This is a genomic window from Pantoea sp. CFCC18177, from assembly GCF_059412425.1.
The window spans coordinates 15,455-38,261 of record NZ_JBNBPL010000014.1; the positions used below are offsets into that span (position 1 = coordinate 15,455).

Annotated in this window: 18 protein-coding genes and 1 pseudogene; 12 read left to right on the forward strand and 7 right to left on the reverse strand. The window is 54.2% G+C overall.

The window, feature by feature from the left end; genetic code table 11:
• The first annotated feature begins 7 nt into the window (after window positions 1-7).
• Both ACPUC8_RS15265 and ACPUC8_RS15270 read left to right on the forward strand, forming a co-directional pair.
• The gene (locus tag ACPUC8_RS15265; protein ID WP_494926710.1) at window positions 8-1,450 is read left to right on the forward strand and encodes a M81 family metallopeptidase; all 1,443 of its coding nucleotides are present in this window, start codon (window positions 8-10) and stop codon (window positions 1,448-1,450) included.
• Window positions 1,447-3,237, forward strand: a complete 1,791-nt coding sequence (locus ACPUC8_RS15270) for an ABC transporter ATP-binding protein (RefSeq protein WP_494926711.1) — start codon at window positions 1,447-1,449, stop codon at window positions 3,235-3,237. The genes ACPUC8_RS15265 and ACPUC8_RS15270 overlap by 4 nt, the downstream gene beginning before the upstream one ends.
• Here ACPUC8_RS15270 and ACPUC8_RS15275 read toward each other — a convergent pair.
• Window positions 3,234-3,692: an acyltransferase gene (locus ACPUC8_RS15275; RefSeq protein WP_494926712.1), complete on the reverse strand. Its 459-nt coding sequence runs from the start codon at window positions 3,690-3,692 to the stop codon at window positions 3,234-3,236. The two genes, ACPUC8_RS15270 and ACPUC8_RS15275, sit on opposite strands and share 4 nt — an antisense overlap.
• A 567-nt stretch (window positions 3,693-4,259) precedes the next feature.
• On the opposite strand from ACPUC8_RS15275, the gene ACPUC8_RS15280 reads away from it, so the two are divergent.
• From ACPUC8_RS15280 to ACPUC8_RS15290, 3 genes are read left to right on the forward strand one after another with little or no spacing between them, the layout of a single operon-like run.
• Entirely contained in the window at window positions 4,260-4,508 is a 249-nt protein-coding gene (locus tag ACPUC8_RS15280) for a hypothetical protein (protein ID WP_072034423.1), read from the forward strand.
• Window positions 4,468-4,842, forward strand: a complete 375-nt coding sequence (locus ACPUC8_RS15285) for a hypothetical protein (protein WP_494926713.1) — start codon at window positions 4,468-4,470, stop codon at window positions 4,840-4,842. The genes ACPUC8_RS15280 and ACPUC8_RS15285 overlap by 41 nt, the downstream gene beginning before the upstream one ends.
• 60 nt (window positions 4,843-4,902) lie before the next feature.
• Complete coding sequence (locus ACPUC8_RS15290) at window positions 4,903-5,610, forward strand: GNAT family N-acetyltransferase (RefSeq protein WP_494926714.1); 708 nt, start codon at window positions 4,903-4,905, stop codon at window positions 5,608-5,610.
• Between the two features lie 153 nt (window positions 5,611-5,763).
• Here ACPUC8_RS15290 and ACPUC8_RS15295 read toward each other — a convergent pair whose 3' ends face one another.
• Window positions 5,764-6,933 (reverse strand): ROK family transcriptional regulator, encoded by a 1,170-nt coding sequence (locus ACPUC8_RS15295; RefSeq protein WP_494926715.1) that lies wholly within the window; start codon window positions 6,931-6,933, stop codon window positions 5,764-5,766.
• A gap of 258 nt (window positions 6,934-7,191) precedes the next feature.
• On the opposite strand from ACPUC8_RS15295, the gene ACPUC8_RS15300 reads away from it, so the two are divergent.
• The 5 genes from ACPUC8_RS15300 to ACPUC8_RS15320 are packed head-to-tail and all read left to right on the forward strand — an operon-like array spanning window position 7,192 to window position 12,225.
• Complete coding sequence (locus ACPUC8_RS15300) at window positions 7,192-8,439, forward strand: extracellular solute-binding protein (RefSeq protein ID WP_494926716.1); 1,248 nt, start codon at window positions 7,192-7,194, stop codon at window positions 8,437-8,439.
• Between the two features lie 9 nt (window positions 8,440-8,448).
• A complete protein-coding gene (locus ACPUC8_RS15305; RefSeq protein WP_494926717.1) occupies window positions 8,449-9,357 on the forward strand; it encodes a carbohydrate ABC transporter permease in 909 nt (302 codons plus the stop codon).
• Entirely contained in the window at window positions 9,347-10,186 is an 840-nt protein-coding gene (locus tag ACPUC8_RS15310; protein ID WP_039332612.1) for a carbohydrate ABC transporter permease, read from the forward strand. Before ACPUC8_RS15305 ends, ACPUC8_RS15310 begins: the two co-directional genes overlap by 11 nt.
• An 8-nt stretch (window positions 10,187-10,194) precedes the next feature.
• Window positions 10,195-11,136 (forward strand): carbohydrate kinase family protein, encoded by a 942-nt coding sequence (locus ACPUC8_RS15315; RefSeq protein ID WP_494926789.1) that lies wholly within the window; start codon window positions 10,195-10,197, stop codon window positions 11,134-11,136.
• Between the two features lie 3 nt (window positions 11,137-11,139).
• Window positions 11,140-12,225, forward strand: a complete 1,086-nt coding sequence (locus ACPUC8_RS15320; protein WP_494926718.1) for an ABC transporter ATP-binding protein — start codon at window positions 11,140-11,142, stop codon at window positions 12,223-12,225.
• Window positions 12,226-12,424: 199 nt separating this feature from the next.
• Here ACPUC8_RS15320 and bamA read toward each other — a convergent pair whose 3' ends face one another.
• Window positions 12,425-14,863 (reverse strand): outer membrane protein assembly factor BamA, encoded by a 2,439-nt coding sequence (bamA, locus tag ACPUC8_RS15325; protein ID WP_494926719.1) that lies wholly within the window; start codon window positions 14,861-14,863, stop codon window positions 12,425-12,427.
• 214 nt (window positions 14,864-15,077) lie between these two features.
• Window positions 15,078-16,487, reverse strand: coding sequence for an MFS transporter (locus ACPUC8_RS15330; RefSeq protein ID WP_039332618.1), 1,410 nt, complete (start codon window positions 16,485-16,487; stop codon window positions 15,078-15,080).
• Window positions 16,488-16,602: 115 nt separating this feature from the next.
• Between ACPUC8_RS15330 and ACPUC8_RS15335 the strand changes: the two genes are divergently transcribed.
• Entirely contained in the window at window positions 16,603-17,454 is an 852-nt protein-coding gene (locus ACPUC8_RS15335) for a helix-turn-helix transcriptional regulator (RefSeq protein WP_058972571.1), read from the forward strand.
• Window positions 17,455-17,757: 303 nt separating this feature from the next.
• Here ACPUC8_RS15335 and ACPUC8_RS15340 read toward each other — a convergent pair whose 3' ends face one another.
• A complete protein-coding gene (locus ACPUC8_RS15340) occupies window positions 17,758-18,660 on the reverse strand; it encodes a LysR family transcriptional regulator (RefSeq protein ID WP_494926720.1) in 903 nt (300 codons plus the stop codon).
• 94 nt (window positions 18,661-18,754) lie between these two features.
• On the opposite strand from ACPUC8_RS15340, the gene ACPUC8_RS15345 reads away from it, so the two are divergent.
• Window positions 18,755-19,771 carry a zinc-dependent alcohol dehydrogenase family protein gene (locus ACPUC8_RS15345; protein WP_494926721.1) on the forward strand — a complete coding sequence of 339 codons (1,017 nt, stop codon included), beginning with the start codon at window positions 18,755-18,757 and terminating at the stop codon, window positions 19,769-19,771.
• A 7-nt stretch (window positions 19,772-19,778) separates the two neighbouring features.
• Here ACPUC8_RS15345 and melB read toward each other — a convergent pair whose 3' ends face one another.
• Window positions 19,779-21,206 (reverse strand): melibiose:sodium transporter MelB, encoded by a 1,428-nt coding sequence (gene melB, locus ACPUC8_RS15350; protein WP_494926722.1) that lies wholly within the window; start codon window positions 21,204-21,206, stop codon window positions 19,779-19,781.
• A 90-nt stretch (window positions 21,207-21,296) separates the two neighbouring features.
• Window positions 21,297-22,601, reverse strand: a pseudogene (locus ACPUC8_RS15355) (alpha-glucosidase/alpha-galactosidase).
• Window positions 22,602-22,807: the final 206 nt, after the last annotated feature.

The window sequence follows — 22,807 nt, forward strand, 5'->3', positions numbered from 1 at the left end:
AGGCTGTATGCGCATTGCTTTTGGTGGCATTCACACGGAGTGCAGTACCTATAACCCGGTGCTGAACTATGCCGACGACTTCCGTATCGTGCGCGGTCAGGATCTGCTGACCAATCCGTACTTTGCCTTTTTGCAGGATTACGAAGCGGAGTTTCTGCCGACCTTTCATGCGCGCGCCATCGCCGGTGGTCCCGTTGCCCGCATCACCTACGATGATTTCAAACAAGATTTCTTAACCCGCCTGCAAGCCCATCTGCCGGTTGACGGTGTGTATCTCGCTATGCACGGTGCGGTGTATGTTGAAGGCATGGAAGATGCCGAAGGTGACTGGATCAGCGCCACGCGTGAGCTGGTAGGGCCGGATTGCCCCATCACCGTGAGCTATGACCTGCACGGTAACGTCACGCAGCGCATCATCGATGCCATTGACATGTTCTCCACCTATCGCACTGCTCCGCACATTGATGTGGAAGAGACTATGCGTCGTTCGGTATCGATGCTGGTGAAAAGCCTGCAAACCGGCGTCAAACCGGGCGTGGTATGGGCACCCATTCCGGTGGTGCTGCCGGGTGAACGTACCAGTACCGAAGACGAGCCGGCAAAAAGTCTGTATGCGCGCTTGCCGGACATCAACGACCTGGAACACATCTGGGATGCGTCACTGATGGTGGGATATGTCTGGGCCGATGAGCCTCGCGCCACGGCTGCCGCGATCATGACCGGCACCGACGCCGATGTGCTCTCGGAGCAGGCAGCAAAGCTGGCACTGGCTTACTGGCAAGCGCGTGATGAATTCTGCTTCGGTTGTGTGACAGGCAGCACTGAAGCGTGCGTCGCCATGGCGATAGCCAGTGAAACTGCGCCCGTGATCCTCGCTGATTCAGGCGATAACCCCACCGGGGGCGGCGTGGGCGACCGCGCTAATATGCTGGCGGAGTTGATTCGCCAGGATGCACAAGGCGTGATCGTCGCAGGCATCACTGATAAACCGGCTACCGAAGCGGCTTTTGCTGCCGGTGTCGGGGCAAAACTGCACCTGACGGTGGGCGCGACTCTCGATCCCGCTGGCGGTAAAGTCAGTGCGGAATTTGAAGTATTATTGGTGAGTGACGATCCCCGATCACTGGCGAAACAGGCGCTGCTGAAAACCGGCGATATCACGGTAGTGGTGGCCGATCGTCGTCGTCCATACCACAATATTGCTGATTTTGAACTGCTGGGTTTGCATCCCGCTCAGGCAAAAATTGTGGTGGTGAAATCGGGTTATCTGTCACCCGAGTTAGCCCCGCTGGCCAATCCTAATCTGTTGGCACTGTCAGAAGGTGTGGTCGATCAGTACGTGGAACGCCTGGAGCGTAAACGTAAACTGCAACCCGCCTACCCGTTTGATACCGACTTCGACTTCCTGCCAGTCAGCACCCGCTCGGCTCGCTTTGTGGCGGCAAAATGAGTCAGCAACCCGTATTGCAGGTAGAAAACCTCACCGTTGCCTTTCGTCACGACGATCGCTGGCGCGAGGTGGTCAGGAACGTTTCGCTGACCATCAACGCCGGTGAGACGCTGGCGATTGTCGGAGAATCAGGCTCAGGCAAAAGCGTCACCTCAATGGCGATCATGCGCCTGCTGAATATGCGCCACGCACGCGTGACCGGCAGAGTAATGCTGAACGGCGTTGACCTGTTGAGTCTGAGTGAAAAAGCGATGCGGGACATTCGCGGCAACACGGTGGCGATGATTTTTCAGGAGCCGATGACCAGCCTCAATCCCTCTTTCACTATCGGTAATCAAATTGCCGAAGCGCTGATTAACCATCGCAATATCAGTAAACGCGCGGCGCGTGAAGAGACCATCCGCCTGCTGGAAAAGGTGCGCATTCCCAATGCGGCCAAACGCTTTGACGATTATCCACATCATTTTTCGGGCGGAATGCGCCAGCGTGTGATGATTGCTATGGCGCTGGCATTAAGGCCAAAACTGCTGATTGCCGATGAACCCACTACCGCGCTGGATGTCACCATTCAGGGGCAGATTCTTGACCTGATTAAAACACTGCAAGAGGAAGAAGGCACCGCCGTGCTGTTTATCACTCATGATATGGGTGTGGTGGCGGAAGTGGCCGATCGCACCCTGGTGATGTACCAGGGCGATGTGATGGAAACCGGCAGCACAGCGGATATTTTCTCCGCCCCCGCTGCGGACTATACGCGTACGTTAATCGCCACTGTGCCGCAGCTCGGCGCAATGCGTGGCATCGCGGGTCCACAGAAATTTGTGTTAAAAGGCGATAACAGCGCGCCACAGCCCGCACGCCCCGACACCTCGCAACCGTTGCTGTCGGTCAAAAATCTCAGTACCCGTTTCAGCATCCATGAAGGGCTGTTCAGCCGCAAAACCGGCGCGGTACACGCGGTGGAAAACATCTCGTTTGACCTGATGCCCGGCGAAACGCTGTCTCTGGTGGGTGAGTCTGGCTGTGGCAAATCCACCACCGGACGCTCCCTAACCCGGCTGGTGAAAGCCGATGCGGGTGAAGTCGCTTTCGACGGTTATGACGTGTTGAATTTATCGCATCAGGAACTGCGCCAACTACGCTGTTCAATGCAGATGATTTTCCAGGACCCGTTTGCCAGTCTTAATCCGCGTATGTCAGTGCTGGAAGCGCTGACTGAGCCCTTCCTCCAGCACCAACTCGGCAGCAAACAGGCCGCACAGCAAAAGGCCGCTGAGTTGATGGAACGCGTGGGTTTATCGACTGCGATGATGAAACGCTACCCCCATGAATTTTCCGGCGGACAGCGCCAGCGTATCTGTATCGCGCGGGCTTTGATGCTCGATCCTAAAATGATCATCGCTGATGAGTCCGTCTCTGCGTTAGATGTCACGGTCAAAGCGCAGATCATCAATCTGTTGCTCGACCTGCAAAGCAGTCTGGGTTTGTCATATCTGTTTATTTCGCACGATATGGCGGTGGTTGAACGCATTAGCCATCGCGTGGCGGTAATGTTGCTGGGTGAAATCGTCGAAATCGGCCCGCGCGCCGCCATCTTTGAAAATCCACAGCATGATTACACGCGCAAGTTGCTGTCATCGGTGCCTTTGCCCGATCCCTCACGCCGCCATCTCAAACGCCATCTCGACGTCAGTGAACTGAAAAGCCCGGTGCGTCCGCTGGGATTTGTGCCCGAAGCGCGACGGTATCGTGAGGTGAGCGCGGGCCATTGGGTGATGGAGAGTTAGAGCAGGCGTAACAGCCGCGCCGGGTTTCCGGCGTAAACGCCTTTCTGGGTAATATCTTTGGTCACCACACTGCCAGCCCCGATCACCGCGCCGTCGCAGATAGTCACGGCCAGGATGGTCGCGCCACTGCCAATCGACACGTCATTTCCTATACGGATGCACCCCCAACTGGCGCTGTCAGCATTGGGTTTGCCGTCGCGAAACATGTCGTTGGCAAACATCACACCGTGGCCGATAAAGCAGTTTTCCCCGACCGTGACATACTCACAGACAAATGTGTGTGATTGCACCTTGCTACCACGGCCAATCACCGTATGTGCCTGGATTTCAACAAACGGACCGATAAACACGTCATCTTGCAGAGTACAGCCATAGATATTGCTGGGCTGGTAGATGGTCACGTTACTGCCCATTCCAACGTTTTTGACTGCTGCTTCGCGCAAATTTGCCTGCATTCTTGCTCCTTTCTACCCGATCCGCATCAATGCGCACCCTACGATATCCACGCACCATTATCGTACCGGCGCGATTTATCGCGCGTATTTGAAGCCGCATTGTCACGCGATTTTTATAGCCGTATTGCCTTTACTTTACGCGCAATAAATTGCGCCGCTACTGGTACGGCAATCTATTGATTAATAAAGTAATCACCTCATAAACCTGTTATATAAGTTCGCTAATTTCGGCGCAACATCTTGTAAAGGTTACACGATTTTAAAAATTAGCCATCGCTTTCTCTTACAATGCAAGGAAGCGGTTACGAGTCACGCCTAACCTCCTGAAAGTCAGAAAAAGCGACTTGTATCATTTCATGTCAGAGCCTTCAAACCCTATTACAAGATGATGTAATGCATTGATTTAAAATGAAAATATTTTTATAAATCGACTCGTTTACTATTGCGCATTCTTGAGCGGGTGATAAGATGACTGCAGATTTTTTATTGGCTTGCCGTTAAATTTCAATAGAAGGTGCAATTTCCGTCATCTATAATCGAAGAGCATTTTTTTGATTGGGAGTCTGTATGTTTAAATTTGACATGCAAATAGAACAGAATTACGCCTCGTTTTTTGATGCTGAAAGCGGTAACGCTGTCTTTGTCGATTCATTTGATAATGAAGAGTTCGATGTCAGAATGGGAACGTTAAGTTTTAGCACCCACATCGCCACTGTTCATGCATTATCAAATGAAGAGCTCAACAGGAAACTGAGCGAGGTTGCTGCACAGCATTATGACCATCACGGAACAACAACTTCTCGATTTACAAGCTGATATCAATGACATCCTCGCTGAGGACTGCGCCAGAATTCATTTTACTTTCCATGCCGCATTTGAACGCTTAAATGACCCGCGAAATAATCCACCTATTACCTTGAATGAACTGAATAAAGTTTTTCAATCATTCATTGAATGCCATCTCACTACTATTTTAGATTACGTGGAAGGAACACGCTTTGTATTAAAATGCAATAAAACACACTTGCATTTCCCCTGCGCTATCACTCATGACCGCCAATTAGGGAAATTATGGGTTGTACAAAATGTCATTACTGTCATGCGTAAAAAAGATTTTAAATCGCCCGACATTTTTCTGGTTATAAACTGATTAATTCATCATATGCTTATCTCTGATCCTACCCTTCAATAACCACGCCAAGGAGAGACGATGACGCAACTGAATCAATACGGTCAGCCAGTGGGATTTGCCCTGCCGGACTGGCAGCCAGTGGACGTTCCGCCCACCGAGACGCTGAAAGGGCGATTCTGTACTCTGGCACCGCTTCATATCTCCCATGCCCCAGCCCTGTTTAGCGCCTTTTCCCTGGCACCAGACGATCGTGACTGGACGTGGTTGGGTGCGACTAAGCCGACGTCACTGGCTGAGATGCAAGCGTGGATTAGCGGCAAATGCCATGACAGCGGATTGGTCAGCTATGTGGTGATCGATCATCGCAGCCAGCAGGCGGTGGGTGCCGTGTGTTTCGCCAATATTGACGGACAAAATGGTGCGATTGAGATTGGGCATGTCACCTGGTCCCCCCTGATGCAGCGCAACGTGCTGGGCAGTGAGGCGATCTTTCTGCTGCTTCAGCAGGCGTTTCAACTGGGATATCGCCGCGTGGCATGGCGCTGTGATTCCACCAACCTTGCCTCTCGTCACGCAGCAGAGCGTCTTGGCTTTACTTTTGAAGGGCGTTTTCGTCAGGCCATGACACGCAAACAGCGCAATCGTGATACCGACTGGCTCTCGATGATAGACAGTGAATGGCCGCAGGTTGAGCGCGCATTGAAAGCATGGTTGTCGCCTGCAAACATCGATGACAACGGGCGCGAACAGAGTAAGTTGCGTGCATTTTTGGGCAAGTGCGCATAAATGCGCACCCTACGAAAACAGCAAAACGTCACCCTATCGCGCACCATCTGCGGCAGCCAATACCGCACACAATCATCGTAGGGTCGCCATTTATGACAATCATAAACCACGCACGATCATCGTAGGGGGCAGCTGTTGGCCGCCCGTCTTCAACTACTTCATCAACACCTGAAACTGCGGGTTAAACTCGTCAAAAATCGGCAGCGCCGCCGCGCCGAGAGCAGCGGTATCACTGCCGGTCATGCCGGTTTTCAAACGTGATCCGGTCAAATAGCGCCCGCGCACCGACTGATAAAGCGGAGGCAAGCGTTGAATGATCTTATCCAGCAGTGCCGCTGGCATCATGCCGCCGATGATCACGCTCTCCGCATCAAAAATGCACTCCAGCATATTGATGGCCTGACGCAGTGGCGTCAGCATGGTATCGATCCAGCGATCGAACAGCGCCGCATCGACCTGCAGTAAATCTTCCGGCAGTGCGGTCATCGGGTCCAGACCACAAAACTCATAGGCGGCCTGTAAAGAGACATAGCGCTCCAGACAACCCTGATTGCCGCAATAACATTCGCGTCCACCCGGTTCCACCACCACGTGACCAATTTCACCGGCGTTATGTGCATGACCACTGTAAACATGACCATCCATCAGAATACCCGCGCCCAAACCAGTACCAATATAGAGATAGATAAACGAATTCAGTTGGCGCGCCACACCATGAAAGCGCTCTCCGATCGCCGCGACGGTGGCATCGTTCTCCAGCGTCACCGGCAAATTGCTCAGTTCGCCCAACCGCGCTTCAATATCCACCTGTTCCCAGCCGTGCAGCGTGGTCGGCCCAACCGAAGAAATGCCCTCTACGCCAAACGGGCCCGGCATCACCACGCCAATCCCCAGCACTTTCTGCCAGCGGGCACCCATCTGCGTTTTCATCTCCGTCAACACTTCCGCAATGCGCGCTAAAGTGGCATCGGGTTGGGGCTTTTGCACCAGCATAAGGCGACGGAAGTGAATTTCTCCGGTGAGATCCACCAGCACAATCAACAGCGTTTGGTGATCGAGATGAATACCGATGGAGAACGCGCTGGCAGGATTCAGCGTGACGGGAATAGCGGGTTGCCCTCGTCCCTGCTTTCGCGGTTGGCGGCTGGACAGCAGTTCCGCCTCTTCTAATTCAGCGACGATATTCGACACGGTTTGCGGGGTGAGTGCCGTCAGGCGGGCCAGCTCAGCCCGCGTCAGTTCGCCGTGCAGGCGGATCGCTTCGATGATCACGCGTCGATTATGCGCGCGTGCATGCTCCAGATTGGTTCCCGATGTTTTCATCCTGCTTCCCTCTTCTTACCCGCGACTGACCGCGCATCAATATCTATGATCGGCGGCACATTTTACAACCTGTTTACCTGACAGCGGCAAAAATCTGTGCAAAGTAGTGTGCAGCGGCAACACGATTTATGCCCTGGCACGTCACTTGCTTAAGCTTACCGATGTCAGCCGCAGCAATCTGACAACCTGTGCGCGTTATTAAATCAATCAAATTGATTTAATTAAACACCCTCTTCTTGCATCAAGGCGGAAAATGTTATGAAAACCCGGTTCTCGACCACATTGAAAGGCTGTGCCATCGCGGTTTTACTCGCCAGTGCCGGTAGCGCGGCAGCAGCGACCACGCTCAATGCGCTGTTTATGACTCAGGCGGCGTACAGCGAAAATGATATCCGCGCCATGACACAGGAGTTCCAGAAAGCTCATCCGGACGTACAGGTGAATCTGGAGTTTGTGCCTTACGAAGCGCTGCATGACAAGATTGTGGCGGCGCGTGGCGCAGGCGGTAATGGCTACGATGTGGTACTGTTTGACGCCATCTGGCCGGCGGAATTCACCAAGTTCGACCTGCTGCAAGACGTCAGCAGCCGCATCGCGGCGGATGAAAAAGCACAGATCTTCCCCGGAGCCATGAACACCGTGGTATTCAACGGTAAAACCTTGGGCATGCCGTGGATCCTCGATACCAAATATCTCTACTACAACAAAGCCATGCTGGAGAAAGCCGGTATCACCACCCCGCCACAAACCTGGCAGCAGGTGATCGACGACTCGCGCATCATCAAGCAGAAAAACATCGTTAAATATCCTCTGGTCTGGAGTTGGTCGCAGGCTGAAGCCCTGGTGTGTGACTACACCACGCTGGTCTCTGGCTTCGGTGGCAAGTTCTACAACAACGGCAAACTCGACTTCTCCAGCCCAGCCTCGTTGCAGGCGGTTAAGCTGATGAAAAGTTCGCTGGATGAGGGTCTGACTAACCCGGCTTCGCGAGAATATCTGGAAGAGGATGTGCGTAAGGCGTTCTCCAACGGCGATGCAGCCTTCGCGCTGAACTGGACCTACATGTACAACATGGCTAACGATCCGAAGCAGAGCAAAGTGGCGGGTCAGGTCGGTATTGTCCCTGCTCCAGGTGATGCACCGGGTAAATTTGGTGCGGTAAACGGATCGATGGGCCTGGGCATTGCTAATGGCAGCACCCATCCTGATCAGGCCTGGCAGTACATCAGCTACATGACCTCTCAGCCGGTGCAGAACAAATACGCTACCTTGAGCCTGCCGATCTGGAAAAGCTCCTATCAGGACCCAGCGGTGCTGAAAAATCAGGAAAGCCTGATCGCCGCCGCTGACAAATCACTGAACGTGATGTTGTCGCGTCCAGAAACCGCCGATTATTCCCGTCTCTCCAATACTTTGCAGCAGCAGTTGCAGCAGGTACTGGTAGGCAGCGCCACGCCGGACGCCGCCATGCAAACGGTGGATAAAAGCGCGGCGCGTCTGCGTTAAGGAGTCAGCATGCTGAGTTTGCGTCAACGCGAACAACGGCAGGCATGGGTGCTGTTAGCACCCATGTTACTGGTGATGCTGTTGCTCACCGCCTGGCCGCTGCTGCGCACCATTTGGCTCAGCTTCACTGATGCCGCCTTAATCGGCAGCGGTGAAGCCCCCGGCTGGGTGGGCGTGGAGAACTACCTGTTCGCCCTTACCGATCCCGATTTCCAAAGCTCGCTGTGGCGCACGCTCTACTTCACCGTGGTGTCGGTGGCGTTTGAAGGGGTGATCGGCGTGCTGGTGGCGCTACTACTGAATCAGAAATTTGCTGGCCGCAATATCCTGCGCGTGCTGGTGATCCTGCCATGGGCGCTGCCAACCATCGTTAACGCCATGATGTGGCGTCTCAACTTCAACCCCGACTACGGCAGCATCAACGCCCTGCTGACCCAGCTTGGCATCATTGATGGCTATCGCAGTTGGCTGGGGTCACCCGATTCGGCGCTCAATGCCGTGATGTTTGCCGATATCTGGAAGAACTATCCTCTGGTCACCCTGCTGGTGCTGGCGGCGTTGCAATCCATTCCGGAGGATCTGTTTGAAGCGGCACGTCTGGATGGCGCCTCGGCATGGCGGCGTTTTCGCGCCATCACGTTACCGGCGATTGTCGGTCCCCTCAGCGTGGCCCTGGTATTGCGCACCATCGATGCCTTCAAGATTTTCGACATCATCTATGTGATGACACGTGGCGGCCCGGTGGACAGCACCAAAACCCTGAGTTTTTACGTCTACCAGGAGTCATTCAGCTATCTGCGCGCGGGCAGCGGTGCGGCTTACGCCATGTTGATGACGTTGCTGTGTGCCGTGCTGATCACGCTGTATATGTTGTTACTGTGGCGTCAGCGCCGCAAAGGGAGCGCGTATGAAGGCTAAATTGCGCAGCACCGCGAAGTACGCTGCCGCGCTGCTGGTAGCGATTTCCGTACTGGCACCGATGGGTTGGCTGTTCTTAATGAGCGTCAGCGCCACCAGCGATCTGACGCGTGTACCGCTGGAGTGGCTGCCGCGTCAGTGGGATTTCAGCCGTTATGGCAGACTAATGTCGCTTGAACCGGGTCAACCCGGCGCGCTGTTTCTGCACGCCATGGGCAACAGTCTGCTGGTGGCAACTGGCGCAACGATCATATGCTTGCTGCTGGCTATCCCGGCCGCATTCAGCTTCTCTCGCTATCGCGGTCGTGATGGTTGGCTGTTCGCCTCACTCGCCATTTACATGGTGCCGCCGGTGGCTTTTGTGCTGCCACTCTATTTCTTGCTGCAGCAGTTTGATCTGCTTAACACCCGCCCGGGTTTGATCATCGTGTACTGCTCGCTGATCCTGCCGTTCCTCACCTGGATGCTGAAAAACCAGTTCGACACCTTACCGCAGGATATCGAGCAAGCGGCAAGGTTAGATGGGTTGCGCGTCTGGCAAGTGCTGTTACGCATTACGCTGCCGCTGGCAAAACCAGTGCTGGGTGCTGCAGCGCTGTTTGGCTGGCTGCTAGCGTGGGACGAGTTCTTCTATGCCTTGCTGTTCACCAGCAATATCGCCGCGCAAACCCTGCCGGTGACCATTGCAGGCTTTACGGCTGGCCGTGCCACCGATGATGGATTGATCGCCGCTGTCGGTATTCTGGCCTCTGTGCCCCCCTTATTTATTGCTATCTGGCTGCAGAAAACCCTGGTCAGCGGCCTGGCCAGTGGCGGGAGCAAAGGATGATCGCGAACATGGACTCCACCGCCACCCTTTATGTGGTGGGCAATATTAATGTCGATTTGATTATGGGTACGCTCGACAGCTGGCCACAGCGCGGCACCGAAGTGATGCTTAATCACAGCGAACTGCGTCCGGGCGGATCGGCCGGTAACTGCGCACTGGCGCTGGAGGCGATGCAGGTACGCCATCGCGCGGTAGCCAACCAGGGTGATGACGGCTTGAGCGCCTGGCTGGCGAGTCACTTTCCGCATAGCGCTGCACACTGGAAACGCTATCGCTGTGAAACGTCACTCACCGTGGGCGTCACGCACTCGGATCATGAGCGCTCGTTTCTCAGTAACCTCGGTCATATTGTGCGACTCACCGCAGTCGATGTGCTGGACCAGCTGCCACTGCGTGCGACGGAAGGCGATATCGTGCTGCTGTGCGGCACCTTCTTATGCCTGCATCTTTATGACGAGTATCCACAGTTGCTGAGTGAGTTGCAGCAGCGCGGCTACCTGACGGCTGTCGATACTGGCTGGCCGCCGCAAGGCTGGACGGAAACGGTGCGCGAGCAGTGTGCCCGCTGGCTACCGCTGTGTGACTGGTTGCTGCTGAATGAGGTCGAAACCTTAGGCTTAGTGGGTCTGGACGATCTTGCTAACTGCGCTCAACAGCTAGCGCAACAACTCAGCGGACGGGGTGGCTGCGTGGTGAAATGCGGCGCACAAGGCGCGGGCTGCTGGCAAGCGGATCAGCAGATCAGCCAGTTGGCACGTCCGGTGACGGTGGTGGACACCATCGGCGCGGGCGACAGCTTTAATGCCGGATTTCTCACCGCGCTACTGCATCAGCAAGACATCACTACCGCTTTGCAATGGGGCATCGCGGTGGCTTCACTGGCAATCAGTACCTTGCCGCGTCGCTATCCCGACTGGCATCAACTGCAACTTTCCGCACAGGAGCGCTAAATCATGGCCAGTGTTGAACTCGTAAAAGTGGCCAAGCGCTACGGAAAACAATCGGTTCTGCATCCGCTCGACCTCACTATTCCCGACGGCAGTTTCACCGTGCTGGTCGGCCCGTCCGGCTGTGGTAAATCCACCCTGTTACGCCTGCTGGCAGGGCTTGAGAGCCTGTCGGATGGCGCGATCCTGATGGATAAAGTCCAGATTAACGATCGCGATCCTGCCGACCGCGATATCGCCATGGTGTTTCAGAGCTATGCGCTCTATCCGCATCTTACCGTGGCGGAAAACCTCGCCTTCCATATGCAGGTCAAGAAAGTGAAGCGCGAAGAGCAGCAGAGTAAAATCGAGCGCATCGCCGGGATTCTTGGCATTGATAAGCTGCTGCAGCGCTATCCTCGCGCCCTGTCCGGCGGTCAGCGGCAGCGTGTTGCCATGGGCCGTGCAATGGTGCGCAATCCGCAGGTGTTCCTGTTCGATGAACCGCTCTCTAACCTTGATGCGCAGTTGCGCATGGAGCTGCGTGCGGAGATCAAATCCCTGCACCAGCGTTTCAAAACCACCATGGTGTATGTTACCCACGATCAGGTGGAGGCGATGACGTTGGCGGATCAGATTGTGGTGATGCGCGAGGGTCGTATTGTGCAACAGGGTGCGCCCCTGGCGATTTACGATCGTCCGGCAGATACCTTTGTCGCCCGCTTTATCGGTTCCCCGCCGATGAACCTGTTACCGGCTCAATTGATTACGCGCGATGGCGTGCCCGGCGTGCAGTGCCAGGACTTGTGGCAACCGCTACCTGCGCGTTGGCAAGCGGCGGGACGTGAACGCGAGGGTGCCCACGTCACTCTGGGTGTACGTCCGCACGATTTGATTGAGGCCGAAACCAGTGCGCTGGCCATGGTTAAAGTGGTTGAGATCACAGGAGAATCAACGCTGCTGCATCTGGAATGGCACGGACATGCGCTGCATATGCAAATCGCCGGACGCCATGCGGCGGTGAGTGGCGATCAGATTCGCATTGGATTGAGAGCTGAAAAGATGCATCTGTTTGATGCGGAAACCGGCTTGCGGTTACCTGAGATTGCCTGAAAGCCATTTTAAAAATAAAAAAGCCACCCAATTGGGTGGCGAAAAAGATATTTAATTTGATGCATAACAACGATGGTGGCAGGCACTCATTCCTTAAGCACCGTACCCTGACTATTTTACCGATCCGGCTATTTTATTCTGTCATTGCGGTTTAAAGAAAGCGTAAAACTTACTTCGCACGTTAACAAAATAATAAAAATCACCAAGTCTTACCGATATTAAACTGGAACTGTTCCGACTTATCGCCATCATATTTCTTCAGCGGTAAGGCGTAAGAGAATACTAAAGGCCCAAGTGGCGATTGCCATTGCAATGCCAGACCGCTGGATACACGAATATTCGTGGCATCACCATAATCCGGCACGCCTGCGGCTTCCGTTGCGGCGGTATTTTGCCATTTGGTATCCCATACTGTACCGGCGTCAACGAAGAACGAGGTGCGTAACGAATCGGCGTAACGATCGCTAACAAATGGTGTCGGTACAATCAGTTCGGTACTTAACACCGCCATGGCGTTGCCGCCTACCGCATCGTCCGATTTGTTTACTGCACAACCGCCGTAACTGCTCTCGCTGCCAGTGCAGCTGTAGTACGCTGCTTTAGGACCAATGGTGTTGGACGAGAAGCCACGCACTGAGCTGGAGCCACCCGCATAGAAGTTGTCGTAAAACGGCACCTCTTTCCCGCCAAAACCGTCAGCATAACCTGCCTTGGCGCGGCCCATTAACACCCAACGATGGTCTTTGCTGATCGGCACATAGGCGTTGGCATTCAGCGTCGTTTTGTAATAGCTGTTGGTGGAGCCCGGGATCGTGACTTTAGTGTTAAACCCAGCACTCACACCTGATGTCGGGAAGAAACCACGGTCCAGTGAGTTATAGCCCCAACCTACATTCCAGAAGAAGTCGTTGGCGGTGAATTTATCACTGCTGGTTGAGTAGTCATCGTCATCATCGTCATCCGTTTCAATCACTTTTGGATGGATGCCCTGCGAGCCGAGATAACGCCACATCGCCACCTGCGGTGCCATGTTGCTGACGCGGTTATAACTGTAATCCAGCCCGGTGCTGAGGTTGCTGTTTTCACTGATCGGGAAGCTTAAAGTACTGCTGGCACCCAGACTTTTCAGCTTGTATTCAGACAGGTCGTTATCTTCCGCGCTGTAGTCGTTATAGAACAGCTTGCCGCCGAGGCTGACGCCATCCACGGTGAAATACGGGTCAGTGGCGGAAATCTCCACATAGGTCTGGTAATCGTTTTTGGTGCCGCTGAAGCCGACCGTGTTACCGGTGCCCATCCAGTTATCCTGGCTGACGCCAAGCTGATAACTGATGCCGCTGTCGGTGCCGTAACCCAGCCCGACGTTGAAGGTGCCGGTGTTACGCTCCTTCACTTTGTACACCACATCAACCTGATCCGGACTGCCCGGCACACGTTGGGTATCTACATCCACCGACTCAAAATAGCCTGTACGATTGAGTCGCGCCTTACCCTGATCCACCTGATCGCTCGCCAGCCACGCCCCTTCCATCTGGCGCATTTCACGGCGCAGCACGGAGTCTTTCGAGGTGTCATTACCGGAGAACTTCACCTGGCGCACATAGAAGCGACGTCCCGCATCCACGTTGAGATGCAGCTTCACCGTTTTATCGGCATCGTTAATTTCCGGCTGGGTGCTCACCTGCGGGAAGGCATAACCGTAACGTCCAAGCAGGGTTTTAATCGCCCCTTCGTTCTCAGTAATTTTGGCACCGCTATATAATGAACCGGCCGGTAAATGCGCAAGCTTCTCAATTTCCGCTGAATGGCCAGCCATATCACCAGTTAAAATAACGTCGGAGATATGATAAACATCGCCTTCATGAATATTCACCGTCAGATAAATACTTTTTTTATCTGGCGTTAAACTCACCTGCGTCGAATCAAGATTAAAGCGGGCATAGCCGCGATCGAGATAATAACTGCGCAGCGTTTCTAAATCGCCCGCCAGTTTCTGTTTCTGGTATTTTTGGTCGGCGACCAAATTCCACCACGGCACATCATCGCGCAGCTGAAAATGTGAGATCAGTTCATCGGATGAGAACGCATGATTGCCAACGATATTGATCTGTTGAATTTTAGCGGAGACGCCTTCGGTAAAGATGAACTTCAGATCGACACGGTTACGTGGCAATGGCGTCACCACCGCTTTTACGCTCGCGGTGTATTTACCGACGCTGTAGTAGAAATCTTCCAGTCCTTTTTCGATATCCGATAATGTCGTGCGGTCCAGCGCTTCACCCACGCGCACGCCTGAAGCGTCCAGATTTTGCTTCAACTGGTCATCTTTGATGGCTTTATTGCCCGAGAACGAAATGCTGGCAATCGCCGGACGCTCTCGCACTTTGATCAGCAGGACATCGCCGTCGCGCAGGACCTGAACGTCTTCAAAGTTGCCGGTGGCGAACAGTGCGCGGATGGTGCTGCGAATATCATCATCACTGACGCGATCGCCCACACGCACCGGCATACTCAGCATCGCCGCACCCGGTGCAACGCGCTGTAAGCCATCAAAGTGTATGTCTTTGAGGGTGAAATCATCTGCACCAAAGGCAGTGGTGGTTACCATGAAAAGTAACCCGGTTAACATCTTTTTCATCTGCTATGAGCCTGCCGTTTTTCCTGTGCCTGATTCAAACGCCTGTCTTCCGCACCACATAAAAACGGGCTGAACACGCGGTTCAGCCCGTTAGTTGCGGCGATATGTTCCGGAAAAAAGACCACTGAGCCAAAGGTAAATTCAGCGCGACTTACGGATTTTCGCTTACCTTACAATAAGCTGAAATGCTCCTGCTTAAATCTCACCAGAAGAATTACCCTTCTGCTGTGACAGGCTGGAAAGTCCGACGGTTGAAGCCGGTGACAACCACCAGCAAGACCATCATTAATAGCTCGACACCCAAGGTGCCCGAGATGGCCGCCAGATGGTTACCGTGCAGATTAATTTGCGTGAACACGCCACCCAGCAACATCGGGCCTAACCCCAGTGCCGACTGCTGCACCGTGGATAGCACGGCACTCCCCGCGCCGGCTTGATGATGTGGTACGCCACTCATGCCAATACGATAGAAAGTGCTGACGATAAATGACTGACCAAAGCCAATCAGGATGGTGGCTGGGATCAGCGTGAACACGCCAACATTCGGCCAGGCAAGCTGGAAAGTGGCGATCAGCGCCAACAGGCCAATCATCTGAATGCCGCAACCTGTCAGCAGCGTGGCGCGTTTGCCAAAACGCTCGACGATACGCGTTGAACGCATTGAACCGATAAAATAGGCCGCCCCCAAAGCGATAAAGGCGTTACCGGACTGGAACGCGCTCAGGCCGATGCCTGATTGCAGCGTCAGCGCCACCGCAAACATAAAGCCGCTCCAGCAGGAGAAGAACAGCACCGCCAGGGTTAAACCGAAGCGCACACTCGGCAGACGCAGCAGTGAAGGTGGCAACAGGGGCGCACCACCACTGGCTTCAAGACGCAACGAACTCTGACGCAAACGGTGTAGCAGCACCGGGAACAGCACTAATAGCAGAATGCACGGCCAGGACCAGTGCAGCAGCGGACCGAGCGCCAGCGCCAACATCAGGCAGCCTATCGCCCCCGCCAGCAGCAAGGTGCCACTGACATCCACCTGCACGCGCTGGTTGTTATGCGTTTCGGGTACAAAGCGACGGGCGGTGATCAGCACAAACAGGCAAATCGGCAAGTTAATCAGGAAGACGCTGCGCCAGCCGTAACCGCCAATATCCGCTTTGATGAGAAATCCGCCAAGTACTTGCCCGATAATAAAGGCCAGTCCACCAATGCCGCCATAGAGACCGATGGCGCGCGCGTGCTCCCTGCCCTTCATGGTGACATGCATGGTGGCGAGTATTTGTGGCACGATAAATGCAGCACCCACACCCTGCAGTGCGCGGGCAAACATTAACAGTCCGACGCTGTTGGCAATGCCGCATAATAAAGATGCAATACCGAAGATCCATACTCCTGCCAGGAATACGCGACGCCGACCGTAATTGTCCCCCAGGCGTCCACCCATCGCCAGGCAGATGGCAAAGGCAATGCCATACACTGCGACAATTAACGCCAGTTCGATGGAGGTGGCGCGCAGCGTATGCGCCATGGCATCTAACGCCACATTAACAATGGAAAAATCGATCATGGGCAAGAGTTGCCCTGCCAGCAGGACCACCAGTCCCGCGCGTTGAAGTTGCGATGTGTGCATCGGATTTAACCTTGTTTTTAGTTGCAGACGGCATAGCATCACCTAACAATTAAACGGGTACCAGTCTTTGTTTATCATGGTATAAATACTACCCGTCTCGCCTGGAGATCCATTCATGAGCACCGCTGCTGCGTTCGTCACCGCTGAACAGAATAACCGCAAACTGTTGGGCACTTTTTTACGCACGCGCCGTGAAAGCCTCGACCCCAATCGCCTCGGTTTACCGCATATGCGCCAGCGCCGCACACCGGGTTTGCGACGCGAGGAAGTGGCGCAGTTAGCCGACGTAGGCGTGACCTGGTATACGTGGCTGGAGCAAGGGCGTGATATCAAAGCCTCACCCAAAACCTTGACGGCGATTGCCACCGCGTTGCAGTGCAATGATGTGGAAACCCAGCATCTGTTTTCCCTGGCGGGGCATTCGCTGCCTTCGGTGCGCGTTGCCGCTGCCTGTTGCAAAATTGCGGCGCACAATCAGCAGATGCTGGATGCCATTCAGTTACCCGCGATTATTGAAACGCCGCGCTTCGATATTCTCGGCTACAACGCAGCATGGTGTGCACTGATGGGTGTCGATCTTGCGGAGATCGCCGTGGAGGATCGCAACTGCATCTGGCTGGCCTTTAATCATCCTGGCTGGCGCAAGGCGTTGAACGACTGGGATGAGGTGATGCCGCAGATGGTGGCGATGTTCCGCGGGCAGATGGGAGAGCATTTGGGCGATCCGCACTGGGAGAGTTTCCTCGCCCGCCTGTTGAATAGCTCAGATGAGTTTGCTCAAACCTGGCAGCGCTATGAATTGGGCCAGGTTGAGAACCGCGTGAAACGTTTTTATCGTGAAGAAGTCGGCGAAATGACGCTGCGCCAGAATAACTGGTGGTCAGCATCACGCAACGGCGATCGCTTGCTGGTGTATGTGCCTGATGATGAGCAGAGTGCGGTGTCGTTGCAGAGGTTGATCGGGTAGGCGGCAGGAGGCAGGATGCTGCCCGGGCAATAACGCCGTCTGGGGGCGTACCGGGGCTGGCGGTCCTCGCGCCGCTGACGCGGTACCTTCTCTTCATTCGTCTGCCTTACGGACCGGTGCCGATGGAACATCCATGTTCCAGCGCCACCTTTCGCCCGCGTCCTGCGGGCTCTCCTGGCAGACTCTCTCCGTTCAGCGCTGCGGATGCCAGCCCCGGTACGCCCCCAGCCTGCTTTTAAACTTAGTGCCCCTTTTTTAGGGTGCGGCCTTTACGCCGCCCGCAACCGCCACATCCGTTTCGGCTTACCAGCGCGGCACTGCAAACCACTTCACCAGCCAATCGGTTAACGCGCTAATTTTCGCCGACTGTAACTGGCTGGAAGGTTTCACCAGCCACACGCCATCCTCACCTGCGGGCTGCCAGTCTGTCATCACTGTGACTAACGAGCCTTCGGCCAACTCTTTTTGCACCAGCCAATTCGCGGCCATTAATACACCCAGGCCTGCTTTCGCCGCCTCTTTCAGGGTATCGATATCATCACTTTCATAGCGGGTTTTCACGGGTACAGAGACCTGTTGTCCCTCCTTCACCAGCCGCCACTCTGGCCAGCTGTGCATCGGTGTAAAACCGAGGCAATCATGTTCACGCAGGTCCTGCGGTTTGAGTAAAGGCGGATGCTGCGCCAGATAATCGGGGGCAACGCACAGCACCCGACAGGTATCAGCCAGTTTACGCGCGATGAGGCGGCTATCGGCCATCACGCCAATGCGGATCGCCATATCAAAGTTATCACCCAGCAAATCGACATAGTGATCGCTGCAGTTTAACCACAGGCGAATATCCGGATAGGTTTGCAGAAATTCCGGTAACGCGGGAGAGACCCAGCAGCGGCCAAAAGCGGCGGGCATGGCAACACGGATCGTGCCTGCTGGCCGCACGGCCAGCCGACGCGCTTCTTCCTCGGCTTCGCACAACAACTCATCGGCCAGTTCAATTTTTTGTCGATAGCGTTGCCCCTCTTCCGTGGGACGAATGCGTCGCGTGGTGCGCTCAATCAAGCGTATGCCCAGCCGTTTTTCCAGTGCCGCAATACGGCGTGAAACCACTGAAACATCGCGCCCCAACGCGCGCGCACCCGCACTAAAACTGCCTGCACGTACCACGGCCAGAAAGGCTTCGCGTTGGCGAAAATCGTCATCCTGCATTATTGCTTCCTGTGCAACGTTGATTTGGTTTTGGCAACGATTATAGCGCCTTTTTAACGCCACACTGGATGGACTTATTACACAGGAGATCACTATGCGAGCCATTCAACTCACCGCCCCATCTATCGACGCCCTGAATCTGACCGAACTGCCCTGCCCGCAGCCAGGCTATGGTGAAGTGTTGATCCGCCAGCATGCCGTAAGCCTCAACTATCTTGATTTAGCGCTGGCCACCGGACAGTTTGGCGATATCGCCAAGCTCATTATTCCCGGCGCAGACAGCGCGGGAGAGATCGTCAAAACAGGCGCAGGCGTTAGTGGTTGGCAAGTTGGCCAACGCGTTGTGCCAGGCATGATGTACCGCTGGCATGCCGGAGCGATTCGCGCTGAACATCATCACGCGTTACGCGGCGTGACCAACCATGGCGGGCTGGCAGAATACGCCGTTGTTCCAGCCGATTCTTTGGTCGCTATCCCCGATTTCCTCAGTTGGCAGCAGGCCGCCACCTTGCCGATCGCCGCCACGACGGCATGGAACGCGATCACTCGCGGTAAAGTCCAGCCTGGCAGCACTGTGCTGTTGCTCGGCACCGGCGGCGTCAGCCTGTTTGCCCTGCAATACGCGAAAGCGGCAGGTGCACACGTGATTATGCTCTCCTCTTCCAATGAGAAACTGGCAAGAGTGAAAGCGTTGGGTGCCGATGAAGGGATTAACTACCGCGAAGAGCCAGAATGGGATAAACGCGTGCTGGCTTTAACACAAGGCCATGGCGCTGATCTGGTGCTGGAATCGGTGGGCGCGGCAACCTTTGCAAAATCGATCGCCGCCGCAGCTTATAACGCCACGATATTTGTGATTGGCTTTGTGGGCGGCGCGGAATTAACCGTTCCTGTGCTGCCGATTATGCAGAAGATGTTGAATATTATCGGGAATAATACCGGATCGACCGCGGATCTGAGGGCAGCAGTCAGAGCGGTTGAAACGGCTGGGATTGCGCCCGAAATTGACCGTGTATTTGCGTTGGATAAGACGCAGGAAGCCTATCGCTACCTGCAATCTGCCGGACATGTGGGAAAAGTGGTGATTGATTTGGGTGTGAATGCTCATTAAACCTACGTTATGTTGAGCTACGCACTTCCTGTACCACTGGCGCAGCGCCTGCTGTTGGCTGCGCTGTTGTGGCGGGTTCTACGCCATATTTGCGCTGCAACCAATGCTGCACTTCATCCAGTAACTTCCCGTCTAACGCGTAATAGCGCAGATAAACAAAAACGGTGATGGCAAAGAACAGCAACGGCGCTCCCACCATAATGACTTGCATGCCGAACAGCGTACTCGCAGTCTGGACCGCATTAGGAACATAACCCACCAGACCCAACATCGCGCCAATAAACAATCCGGCAAAGGCCGCACCCGCTTTTACCACCATGGTTTGTACCGAATAAGCGATGCTTTCAATACGCACGCCCAACGCGTAATCGCCGTAATCTACGGTATCCGCCACCATAATCACCAACATCACCCAGAACAGCGCATTGCCAATGTTCACTAACACACCAGAAAGGGAAATCAACACCGCGCTCTGTGGTGACCACAAGGCAATGGCCACCAGCATCACACAGCTCAGTACCGGCAACACCGACGCGCTGAGCCACAGCACGCGACGCGAGAAAATGCGTACTAAACGCGGGAACAGCACAATCGTCACCAGATTGGCTACCCCTGCAAACGCCATATACCACGGGAATAGATCTTCGCGATCAAACACATATTTGAAGTAATAAACGGCAAACGCATTAATGATGCTGTAAGCCAGATTCCACGCCAGCGCCATAATCAACAGCACAAACAGCGGCCGATTGCGGGTAATCATGCGCAGCACCGCGCCAAGGCTGTGCTTCTCATCGTGAGCCGCCGCATTAGCGGATGAATAGCGCTCATGCACATTGAGCAGCGTCACCAGGGTGCAGATCAAGAAGAAGAACACGATGATGTAGGAGAAAAAGAGGAAGCCATCACCCTGATTGCCATTACCGAGCCAGCGAATGGCTGGCAGCCCAATCACGCCGGTTAAATAGCCTGCGCAGCTGGCGAAAAATCGTGGCCACGGGATAAGGGCTTCTCTTTCACGTTTATCCAGCGTGATGCACGGCACCAGCGACCAGAACGGCACATCCATAATGGTGTAGGTGAATCCCCACAGCAGATAAGTCAGCCATATCCACAGGATCTGTTCGGTACCGTGAAAGTGATGTGCACTAAACACCGCGATCAGCATCACTGAATTGACCAGGGTACCAACCAAAATCCACGGTTTGAATTTCCCCCAGCGCGTGCGGGTGCGCTCGACAATCCAACCCATGATGGGATCGGCCAACGCATCCAGGAAACGTGCGACCAGAAACAGGGTCGCCACCATGCCCATCGAAATACTGGCCACGTCGGTGTAGTAAAACATCAGGTACATATAAATGATGCCAATCGCAAAATCCTTGCCGAAGGCACCTATGCCATAGCTGATTTTCGTTTTCAGAGACACACTCATTGTTCACTCTCCTGCGGCGCGTGGCTGCAACCGACAGCCATGAAGCAGTTGTCAGCTCGCGCGGGTAATTTACCTGAAACACACGGGAAATCAGCTATATGACGGCAACCAATCGCCATGTGCCGCGATAAGTTCGTCACAAAGTCGAACCGTGTCGTCAATCGACAATTCAGCGGAAGTGTGCGGATCGAGCAGCGCGGCGTGATAGATATGCTCTTTTTTGCGCGTCACGGCGGCTTCAATGGTGAGTAACTGCGTGTTGATATTGGTGCGATTGAGCGCGGCGCATTGCGGTGGCAAATCGCCGACGTAGCACGGTGTAATGCCCTGCGCATCGACCAGACAAGGGACTTCCACGCAGGCTTCGCGCGGCAAATTGGTGATCAGACTGTTATTCAACACGTTGCCACCAATTTTGTACGGCTTATCCAGCATCATGCTTTAGATAATGTATGACGCGTACTCAAGGCTGCGCGTGTGCGTCAGGTTTTCGTTATTGGTAAGCTGCTCACGCTGCATATGCCAGCGGTCAATCTGCTCTACACATCGACGGGGATACTCATCCAGCGGAATGTTAAAGCGCCCAATCAACTCGGGATAATGACGCTTGATCCAATACGGCATGTACTCTGCGTTATGCTCAGAGGATTCTGTGACGTAATAACCAAACTGGTGCATGATCTCATGGCGCACCATGTCATCGTGCCTGGTGTTGAGCGCACGCGAACGACGGCGAATCTCAGGATACAAATCCTCGCCGTTACGGCGAATATCCAGCAGCCACGCCATGTGATTGATGCCCGCGATATTAAACACCACGTTATCGGTTGGCATATCAACGCTTTTCAGTAACGTTTCTGCGCAAACCTGCACGCTATGGCACAGACCGACGGTTTTCACGCCAGTGTGTTGCAGCATCGCGCCTGTTAACGACGCCATCGGATTGGTGTAATTCAGCAGCCAGGCATTTGGACAGACCTGTTCCATGTCACGCGCTACATCAAACATCACTGGCAAGGTGCGCAGCGCCCGGAAGAGTCCGCCGATGCCAAGCGTGTCAGCAATGGTTTGGCGTAAACCAAACTTCTTAGGTATATCAAAATCAATCAACGTGCTCGGTTTGTAACCACCAACCTGAATGGCATTAATGACAAAGTCCGCCTTATTTAAGGCCGCACGACGTTGTTCCACACCGACATACCTTTCAATGCGCGCACGACCTGCGTTAATATTGACATTAATATTCGTCAGCATTTTGTAGGATTCATCAAGCCGCTGCGCGTCAATATCGTACAGTGCAATTTCGGTGTCAGAGATACTCCCCGTTGCTAATACATCGCCCAGCACATTTTTGGCAAAAACAGTGCTTCCCGCTCCAATGAACGTTATTTTCATCTCATCACCTTTATTAAGTCATTCTCGACTGAGTGACTTAAACATAATTGCGCTTAGCAGGAAGTGATATGTATAAATGTGACATCGCTATGGCAGAAAAAAACGACACATAACAAAGTGTGATGTGCTTCTCACTATGCTTTCCCTTTGCTTTAAAGCCGCATCTGCCGTCTGGCTTGTGTGCTACAAAGGCATGTAAAACGTCA

What these genes read in the sequence shown, in the direction of transcription:
- ACPUC8_RS15300 (WP_494926716.1), top strand. Translation starts at nt 7,192, where the DNA reads ATGAAAACCCGGTTCTCGACCACATTGAAAGGCTGTGCCATCGCGGTT.
- ACPUC8_RS15270 (WP_494926711.1), top strand. Translation starts at nt 1,447, where the DNA reads ATGAGTCAGCAACCCGTATTGCAGGTAGAAAACCTCACCGTTGCCTTT.
- ACPUC8_RS15285 (WP_494926713.1), top strand. Translation starts at nt 4,468, where the DNA reads ATGACCATCACGGAACAACAACTTCTCGATTTACAAGCTGATATCAAT.
- ACPUC8_RS15340 (WP_494926720.1), bottom strand. Translation starts at nt 18,660, where the DNA reads ATGCAGGATGACGATTTTCGCCAACGCGAAGCCTTTCTGGCCGTGGTA.
- ACPUC8_RS15330 (WP_039332618.1), bottom strand. Translation starts at nt 16,487, where the DNA reads ATGCACACATCGCAACTTCAACGCGCGGGACTGGTGGTCCTGCTGGCA.
- ACPUC8_RS15310 (WP_039332612.1), top strand. Translation starts at nt 9,347, where the DNA reads ATGAAGGCTAAATTGCGCAGCACCGCGAAGTACGCTGCCGCGCTGCTG.
- ACPUC8_RS15265 (WP_494926710.1), top strand. Translation starts at nt 8, where the DNA reads ATGCGCATTGCTTTTGGTGGCATTCACACGGAGTGCAGTACCTATAAC.
- melB (WP_494926722.1), bottom strand. Translation starts at nt 21,206, where the DNA reads ATGAGTGTGTCTCTGAAAACGAAAATCAGCTATGGCATAGGTGCCTTC.
- ACPUC8_RS15320 (WP_494926718.1), top strand. Translation starts at nt 11,140, where the DNA reads ATGGCCAGTGTTGAACTCGTAAAAGTGGCCAAGCGCTACGGAAAACAA.
- ACPUC8_RS15305 (WP_494926717.1), top strand. Translation starts at nt 8,449, where the DNA reads ATGCTGAGTTTGCGTCAACGCGAACAACGGCAGGCATGGGTGCTGTTA.
- ACPUC8_RS15335 (WP_058972571.1), top strand. Translation starts at nt 16,603, where the DNA reads ATGAGCACCGCTGCTGCGTTCGTCACCGCTGAACAGAATAACCGCAAA.
- ACPUC8_RS15280 (WP_072034423.1), top strand. Translation starts at nt 4,260, where the DNA reads ATGTTTAAATTTGACATGCAAATAGAACAGAATTACGCCTCGTTTTTT.
- ACPUC8_RS15275 (WP_494926712.1), bottom strand. Translation starts at nt 3,692, where the DNA reads ATGCAGGCAAATTTGCGCGAAGCAGCAGTCAAAAACGTTGGAATGGGC.
- ACPUC8_RS15345 (WP_494926721.1), top strand. Translation starts at nt 18,755, where the DNA reads ATGCGAGCCATTCAACTCACCGCCCCATCTATCGACGCCCTGAATCTG.
- ACPUC8_RS15295 (WP_494926715.1), bottom strand. Translation starts at nt 6,933, where the DNA reads ATGAAAACATCGGGAACCAATCTGGAGCATGCACGCGCGCATAATCGA.
- bamA (WP_494926719.1), bottom strand. Translation starts at nt 14,863, where the DNA reads ATGAAAAAGATGTTAACCGGGTTACTTTTCATGGTAACCACCACTGCC.
- ACPUC8_RS15315 (WP_494926789.1), top strand. Translation starts at nt 10,195, where the DNA reads ATGGACTCCACCGCCACCCTTTATGTGGTGGGCAATATTAATGTCGAT.
- ACPUC8_RS15290 (WP_494926714.1), top strand. Translation starts at nt 4,903, where the DNA reads ATGACGCAACTGAATCAATACGGTCAGCCAGTGGGATTTGCCCTGCCG.